Source organism: Mesorhizobium sp. WSM4806 (genome assembly GCF_055811635.1).
The window spans coordinates 225,839-233,216 of record NZ_JBVVQZ010000011.1 but is presented as its reverse complement, the minus strand read 5'-3'; the positions used below and the strand labels follow the sequence as shown (position 1 = coordinate 233,216).

Below are 7,378 nucleotides of genomic sequence, written 5' to 3'. Positions count from 1 at the left end.
GGCAGTAGGGCAGTAGGGCAGTAGGGCAGTAGGGCAGTAGGGCAGTAGGGCAGTAGGGCAGTAGGGCAGTAGGGCAGCGCCTCATGAGCGCGGCATGCACTACATACTCCCCTATACCCTAAAGCTTGTCGATCACCGACTGCACGCCTTCGGTCGGTGCGTCGACCGACGATCCCGCGACCATGATGGCAGCGACGATCGCTTCCGGATCGTCGACCACCAGCGGCCTGACCCGCTGCGCGGTGTGGATGAAGCCTTCGGCCATCATATGGTCGAGCAGCGCCAGCATCGGGTCCCAGAATCCTCCAACGTTGCCGAAGACGATCGGCTTGCGATGATGGCCGAGCTGGCCCCAGGTCATGATCTCGATGATTTCCTCGACCGTGCCGATGCCGCCCGGAAGCGCCACAAACGCGTCGGATTTCTCGAACATCGTATGTTTGCGCTCGTGCATGTTTTCGGTGATGACGAGCTCGTCAAGTCTGTCAAGCGCGGTTTCGGTGGCCTCCCTGTTGATCAGGAAGCGCGGAATGATCCCCGTCACCTTGCCGCCGGCCCGCATTGCGCCCTCGGCGACGGCTCCCATGATGCCCCTGGTGCCGCCGCCATAGATCAGACGCAGGCCGGACTTGGCGATCGAACGCCCAAGCAGGTGTCCGGCCTTGGCATAGGTTACATCGCGGCCCGGAGACGAGCCGCAATAGACGCAGATGGATCGAATCGTGTTCATGAGATGATTGGTGATTGGGTCTTTATTCGCGGTCAAGCCCGGGCGGGTTTTTTCTTGTCGGCCCCGTTTATTCGTATCGGCCCTTTTTCTTGGCGGTCCCCCTTGTTCTTGTCGCCTTGGGCAAAACAGGCTAGACCGCATTAGGTGGCTAAGGGCAGGGAAATATGGCAATTAATCCTTTGAAGGCGTTTTTGTTCGTCGTCGGCGGCTCCGTCGCCGCGGCGGGAACCGCCTATGTGTCGGGCGCGCTCGATCCGTATCTCACTCGCACGCCGCCGGCGGAAGTGGCATCGCTGACGCCGCCGGTGGAGACGCCGGCCGAAGCAGTGACCGATGCACCGCCGCCGCCGGCGCCTGCCGCTGGTGCGATGGCACCGGCAGCGCCGGCGGCGGCCGATGCGATTGCGCCGACTTTCGACATCGTTCGGGTCGAGATCAAGGGCTCTATTGTCGTCGCCGGCAAAGCCGCACCCAACGCCAAGGTCGAGATTCTCAACGGTTCGACGGTTCTCGGCTCGACGGTCGCCGGTGCCGATGGCGCTTTTGCCATCGTTCTCGACGATGCGCTGAAACCCGGCGATTACACGATCGCGCTGCGCTCGATGACCGGCAATGTCGTGACCCCCTCGGCGCAGACGGCTATCGTCTCGATTCCCAAGAGTCCTGCTGGCCAGGTGCTGGCGATGATCGAGGAGCCTGGCAAGGCCTCCGAATTGCTCACCGTTCCTTCACCCGAGACAAAGCCTGAATCGCCGCCTGCCGGCGACAAGGCGGCCGCCCCGGCTTCCGAGGACTCCGCTGCCGGGGACCCCGCTGCCGCAGCACCAGCCGCACCGGCTGCCACGGCGCCGGCCACCGTCGACGCCGCCCCCGCGCCCGCTCCGGGCGGGCCGGCCGCACCGGCGACACTAGCTGCAGGGCCAAAGGTCGTCGTCGAAGCGATCGAGATCGACGGCAACAAGATCTTCGTCGCCGGGCTCGCCGACCCCGGCCGCAAGGTGCGCGCCTATGCCAACGATATCTTGCTCGGCGACGCGAAGACTTCGCCCGACGGTCATTTCCTGGTCGAGGCGACGCGCAACGTTCCGGTCGGCACCTATACGATCCACGTCGATGCGCTCGATGCCGACGGGGTCAAGGTGGTGGCCCGTGCCGCCGTGCCGTTCGAGCGCGAGCCGGGCGAGTCGATCGCCGCCGTGGCGCCTGCCGAGGCAAAGCCGGCCGCGCCGGCAACCACGCCTGCGGCGCCCGCGACCGAGGCGCCAGCCGATGTGGCGGCTGCGACGCCCCCGACCGGAGTGCCCGAGACCGCGGCGCCGAAGCTCGAACACGCCGACAGCGCCGTTATCATCCGCCGCCGCGATACGCTGTGGCGGATTTCGCGGCGCGTCTACGGCCAAGGCGTTCGCTACTCGACCATCTACCTCGCCAATCAGGATCAGATCAGGAATCCCGACCGCATCTGGCCGGGGCAGGTGTTCAAGGTCCCCGGAAAATCGCAGGAAGGCGAAGCCGCCAACCTCAAGGCGATGGGCGACCAGATGACGACGGCCCCGGCAAAGGCCAACTAGAAATCCTTTTCTTCTCTAGCGGGCTCTTGCGGAAAGTTCATTCATCGTCTATCGCCGATAGACGATGAACGCTCCCTTGACCGAGAAGACCTGCGGCTTCGCCGACAGCCAGGCCGTCGCCGCGAAGCTCGCCGCGCTTTCGCATCCGGCCCGGATTGAAATTCTCCGGCACCTTTCGGCCAGCCGCTCCTGCTGCTGCCGCGAGGTCGTCGACCATCTCGACCTGGCGCAGTCCACCGTTTCGCAGCACCTGAAGATACTGGTCGAAGCCGGGCTCGTCCGCTACCAGCCGGATCGGCAGCGCTCGCGCTATGAAGTCGACAGCGATGCGCTCGAAGATGTTTCCGCATCGCTGGCCGCGCTGGTCAATTCGTGCTGCTCCGGCCGCTAGACCATCATCCCGAACAAAGGCCGCGTCAGCGAAAAGTGGAAGCCGGTTTTCGGTAAAGATCATGGTCAAGCAATAAGAAATACGAAAAGGCGATAAAATGGCCGAAAAAACCGTCTCCGCCGATTCTGGCTCGACCTTCAAGACATTGCGTAATCTTTGGCCCTATATGTGGCCGGCCGACCGTGCCGACCTGCGGGCGAGGGTGGTGTGGGCGACCGTGCTTCTGGTCGTCGCCAAGCTGACGCTGGTTGCCGGTCCCTACTTCTTCAAATGGGCGACCGATGCGCTGGCTGGTGACGCCAAGTCGGCGCCGCCGCTGCCGGCCTTCATGCTGGCGCCAGTCATGCTGGTCATCGCCTACAATGTCGTGCGGCTGGTGCAACTCGGTTTCAACCAGCTGCGCGACGCGCTGTTTGCCCGCGTCGGACAATACGCGGTGCGCCAACTCGCCTTCCGCACTTTCATCCACATGCATCGATTGTCGCTGCGCTTCCATCTCGAGCGCCGCACCGGCGGCCTGTCGCGCATCATCGAGCGCGGCACCAAGGGCATCGAGACGATCGTCCGCTTCACCGTGCTCAACACCTTGCCGACCATCCTCGAATTCGCGCTGACAGCCGGCATCTTCGCGGTCACCTACGGCTGGAAGTACGTGGCTGTGGTGGCGGTGACGGTCTGCCTCTATATCTGGTTCACCATCAGGGCGAGCGACTGGCGCATCGTCATTCGCCGCGACATGAACGACAGCGACACCGATGCCAGCACCAAGGCGATCGACTCGCTGCTCAATTTCGAAACGGTCAAGTATTTCAACAACGAGGGCATGGAAGCCGAGCGCTTCGACCGTTCGATGGCGCGCTACGAGACCGCTGCCACCAGGATATGGACCTCGCTCGGCTGGCTGAACTTCGGCCAGGGCGTCATCTTCGGTCTCGGAACGGTTATCGTCATGTGCCTTTCGGCGCTGGAGGTGCAGGCCGGCACGCAGACGGTTGGCGACTTCGTGTTCATCAACGCCATGCTGATCCAGCTTTCGGTGCCACTAAACTTCATCGGCTTCATCTATCGCGAAATCCGCCAGGGCCTGACCGACATCGAGCAGATGTTCGGTCTGCTGGATGTGCCGCAGGAGATCGTCGACAAGCCGGGGGCCAAGCCGCTGGTCGTCGGCTCCGGCAAGGTCGAGTTCCGCGACGTGCAGTTTTCCTACGATCCCAACCGCAAGATCCTGAAAGGCATCAGCTTCGAAGTGCCGGCCGGCAAGACGGTTGCCATTGTCGGGCCATCGGGCGCCGGCAAGTCGACCATTTCGCGGCTGCTGTTCCGCTTTTACGACATCCAGGGCGGCAAGATTCTGATCGACGGCCAGGACATTCGCGACGTGACTCAGCAGAGCTTGCGCGCGGCGATCGGCATGGTGCCGCAGGACACCGTGCTGTTCAACGACACCATCGCCTACAACATCCGCTACGGCCGCGTCGATGCCAGCGAGGAGGATGTGCGCAAGGCGGCAGAACTCGCCCAGATCGGGCCGTTCATCGAGCGGCTGCCCGACGGCTACCGTTCGATGGTCGGAGAGCGCGGACTGAAACTGTCCGGCGGTGAGAAGCAGCGCGTGGCAATCGCCCGCACCATTTTGAAGGCGCCGCCGATCCTGATGCTCGACGAGGCGACCTCGGCTCTCGACAGCCATACCGAACAGGAGATCCAGGCGGCACTCGACCTCGTCAGCAAGGGTCGCACCACCATCGTCATCGCCCACCGGCTGTCGACGGTGATTTCGGCCGACGAGATCATCGTGCTGCAGGACGGCCAGATCGCCGAGCGCGGCACGCATGCCGCCTTGATGCGCAAGGCCGGCCTGTACGCGTCGATGTGGGACCGCCAGCGTGAGGCAACCGAGGCCGAGGAGCGGTTGCGCATTGCTCGCGAGCGCGACGAGTTCGGCGTTGTCGTCCGCCGCCGCCCCTCCGAGGTGTCGTAGCCCTTACGGCCAGCCAGCGCCCGGCGCGGAAGCCTGGATGCTGAGCACCTGGCCGGTGCGCGCATCGCTGATCATGTGCTCGAAGCCGCGCCATTCGGCGGCGACGATGAACAGCGTCTTGCCGTCGGCGCCGCCGAGCATGCAGGCAAAGCAGCCGCGATCGGCATCGACGCTGTCGAGCATCGCCCCGCCCTCGCGCACCCGCACGCAGTGCCGGTTGGGGACGTCGGCATACCAGATGGCGCCTTCGGCATCGAGGCAGATGCCGTCGGGAAAGCCGTTGCCGAGGTCGGCCCATCGCCGCCGGTTGGCAAGGCCGCCATCGGCGGCGATGTCGAAGGCGGTCAGCCTGTTGGCGTGGGACTCGGCGACGATCAACGTCTTGTTGTCAGGCGACACCGCCATCCCATTGGCGAAGGCGATCTTGTCCGCCACCTGCCGCACGGACCCGTCCGGTGCAATCAGCACGATGGTGTCGGGGCCGAAATGCTGGCCGGGAACCGGCGCTGGCCCGCCGCCATTGACGTAGATGTTGCCGCGCCCGTCGACGACGATCTCGTTCCAGGCGTTCCCTGAGAGGTGTCGCAGATCGGCGTGGGTGACCAGCGTCCCGTCTGCTTCTTGCCGCAGCACCAACCCCTCTCGCCCGCAGACGACGACCAGGCGACCGTCCAGCAGCCAGTCGACCGAATAGGGCAGGGTGGCCGGCACGGTGAGCATGACCTCACTGTTGCCGTCGGCATCGACGGCGATGATCTGGGCCGGTTCCCCAGTTGCAGACCCAAAGCCTGCCATCATGCCAGCGCGGCGATTCGCCGAACGCCAGACCGTTCATCACGACCCGCGCTTTCTTTGCTGCTGATTTCCGTGACAGCATTTGTTGCCTCCAGCTTTCGTTCGGCGGGCGCTTTGACAAGGCCCGTATCTCCAAGGACGCATGAGGCCGGTTCGCCCCGACACCAGTCATGCTTTTCTGGACAGGCTCATTGGACCCCTTCCAACGCCCGCGATCGGCTAATGCGGACGAGAACGCCGGATCCGGCGTTCCCTCATTGTCGCGTTGCGGCCACAGGGTGTTTCCGCTATTGAGGCCGGACCTGAAACTAGGCTGTTTCCATTCCATGGACCTCGTCGACACGATCAAGAAAACGTTGGTTCCGATCCATCGCGAAGGCTATCCGTTTATCGCCGCCTTCGCAGCGGTGACGCTTTTCCTCGGCTATTTCTCTTCGATCCTGTTCTGGATCTGCCTCATGCTGACGGCCTGGTGCGTCTATTTCTTCCGCGATCCCGAGCGCGTCACGCCGGTCGACGACCGGCTGGTGGTGAGCCCGGCCGACGGTATCATCACGGCGGTCGGTCCGGCAGTGCCACCGCGCGAACTTGGCCTCGGGGGCGGCGAGATGACCCGCATCTCGGTGTTCATGGACGTCTTCTCCTGCCACGTGAACCGGGCTCCGGTGCGCGGCCGCATCACAAGGATAGAGCATCGGCCCGGCCAGTTCCTCAACGCCGCACTTGACAAGGCGAGTGCCGACAACGAGCGCAATGGCCTGGTCATCGACAGCCCCAACGGCACGGTGGCCGCGGTGCAGATCGCCGGCCTGGTGGCGCGGCGCATCGTCTGCTGGGCCGAGACCGGCGGCACGATCGGCATCGGCGAGCGCTTCGGGCTGATCCGCTTCGGCTCGCGCGTCGATGTGTTCCTGCCGTCGACCGCAACGCCGCGTGTCGCCGTCGGCCAGACTGCGGTCGGCGGTGAAACCATACTGGCCGAATTCGGCGGCGTTGCCGCAACGCCGCTCGTGCGGGTGTCCTGAGCCGTGGGCGCGCCGTTCAAAAAATTCGAGGCGCATGGCAGCGGCGGCCCGCGCATCCGTGAAATTCCGATGCGCATGGTGCTGCCCAATCTTGTCACAGTGCTCGCCATCTGCGCCGGCCTCTCGGGCATCCGCTTCGGCTTCGAAGGCCGTTTCGAGCCGGCAGTGGTGATGGTGCTGCTGGCCGCCTTCCTCGACGGCATCGACGGCCGTCTGGCACGCATGCTGAAGGCGACGTCCAAATTCGGCGCGCAGATGGATTCGCTGGCCGACATCGTCAATTTCGGCGTAGCACCCGCGCTGGTGCTCTATGCCTTCCTGCTCGACCAGGCCGGCTCGCCGGGCTGGATTGCCGCGCTGCTGTTCACCATCGCCTGCGGGCTGAGACTCGCTCGCTACAACGTGCTCGACGAAGAAACTGATCGCCCGCAGTGGCAGACCGAGTATTTCGTCGGCGTGCCGGCGCCGGCGGGCGCCGTGCTGGTGATGCTGCCGCTTTACCTGTACTTCCTGCGGCTTGGTGTGGAGCCGTCCCGCCCTGCCGCCTTCATCGCCGCCGGTTTCACCGTTCTGATAGCCTTCCTGCTGGTCAGCCGGCTGCCGGTCTATTCCGGAAAAAGCCTGAAAGTCCCGGGCGACAAGGTGCTGCCGATCATCCTCGGTGTCGTCCTCTACATCCTGCTGTTGATGACCTATCCCTGGTACACGCTGACGGCGTCGGTTGCCGGCTATCTGCTCTTCCTGCCGCTCAGCATCCGCGCCTATTCCAGGCGCGCCAAGCGCGAAGGCGAGAAGGTGCCGCCGTCGGACTTCGGCTGACTGATCTGTCGCCAATTCGCTGATAGTTCAATTAGTTCAAGTCGGACGCATCCCGCTCTAGCG

General features: G+C 64.4%; 6 protein-coding genes and 1 pseudogene. 5 read left to right on the top strand and 2 right to left on the bottom strand.

What is annotated here, in order from left to right; genetic code table 11:
* Positions 1–118: 118 nt before the first annotated feature.
* Positions 119–730: an LOG family protein gene (locus AC0L2M_RS18735; RefSeq protein ID WP_027152697.1), complete on the bottom strand. Its 612-nt coding sequence runs from the start codon at positions 728–730 to the stop codon at positions 119–121.
* 164 nt (positions 731–894) lie between these two features.
* Between AC0L2M_RS18735 and AC0L2M_RS18730 the strand changes: the two genes are divergently transcribed.
* The 3 genes from AC0L2M_RS18730 to AC0L2M_RS18720 all read left to right on the top strand — a co-directional run bounded on the left by AC0L2M_RS18730 (position 895) and on the right by AC0L2M_RS18720 (position 4,676).
* A complete protein-coding gene (locus tag AC0L2M_RS18730; protein ID WP_473535542.1) occupies positions 895–2,301 on the top strand; it encodes an Ig-like domain-containing protein in 1,407 nt (468 codons plus the stop codon).
* Positions 2,302–2,365: 64 nt separating this feature from the next.
* A complete protein-coding gene (locus AC0L2M_RS18725; RefSeq protein WP_091590509.1) occupies positions 2,366–2,692 on the top strand; it encodes an ArsR/SmtB family transcription factor in 327 nt (108 codons plus the stop codon).
* A gap of 97 nt (positions 2,693–2,789) precedes the next feature.
* On the top strand, positions 2,790–4,676 hold the full coding sequence (locus AC0L2M_RS18720) for an ABCB family ABC transporter ATP-binding protein/permease (RefSeq protein WP_128172723.1): 1,887 nt from the start codon (positions 2,790–2,792) through the stop codon (positions 4,674–4,676).
* A 3-nt stretch (positions 4,677–4,679) separates the two neighbouring features.
* Here AC0L2M_RS18720 and AC0L2M_RS18715 read toward each other — a convergent pair.
* A pseudogene (locus tag AC0L2M_RS18715) lies at positions 4,680–5,553 on the bottom strand (SMP-30/gluconolactonase/LRE family protein).
* A gap of 244 nt (positions 5,554–5,797) precedes the next feature.
* On the opposite strand from AC0L2M_RS18715, the gene AC0L2M_RS18710 reads away from it, so the two are divergent.
* Both AC0L2M_RS18710 and AC0L2M_RS18705 read left to right on the top strand, forming a co-directional pair.
* On the top strand, positions 5,798–6,496 hold the full coding sequence (locus AC0L2M_RS18710; RefSeq protein WP_128172724.1) for a phosphatidylserine decarboxylase: 699 nt from the start codon (positions 5,798–5,800) through the stop codon (positions 6,494–6,496).
* Between the two features lie 3 nt (positions 6,497–6,499).
* Entirely contained in the window at positions 6,500–7,315 is an 816-nt protein-coding gene (locus AC0L2M_RS18705) for a CDP-alcohol phosphatidyltransferase family protein (protein ID WP_023800727.1), read from the top strand.
* Positions 7,316–7,378: the final 63 nt, after the last annotated feature.